At 62.1% G+C, this 354-nt stretch carries 1 protein-coding gene; it reads right to left on the reverse strand.

What is annotated here, in order from left to right:
• Positions 1-354: transposase (locus GZH79_RS12005; RefSeq protein ID WP_211644030.1), on the reverse strand; the 354-nt coding region annotated here is incomplete at both ends.

Genomic DNA, 354 nt, shown 5'->3' on the forward strand with positions numbered 1-354 from the left:
GGGCGCTGTAAATCCGACGCAGGTCCGCAGCCACTGCCTTGCGGTCCTTCCAGGCGCAGAAGTTCAGCGAGTGGCGCACGAGGTGGACAATGCAGGTTTGCACGGCCGTGTCCGGGAAGGCGGCGGTAATGGCGTCAGGGAAACCCTTGAGACCGTCCACGACCGCGATCAGGATGTCCTGCACCCCGCGGTTCTTCAGTTCCGTCATCACCGAAAGCCAGAATTTGGCGCCCTCGTTGTCGGCAATCCACAGACCCAGAACCTCGCGCATGCCATCCCTGTTGACGCCGAGAGCAACATAGACGGCCTTGTTCTTGACCATGCGGCTGTCCGCGTCGCGGATCTTGACCCGCA

The organism is Loktanella sp. SALINAS62 (genome assembly GCF_018263905.1).
Classification (GTDB): domain Bacteria; phylum Pseudomonadota; class Alphaproteobacteria; order Rhodobacterales; family Rhodobacteraceae; genus Loktanella.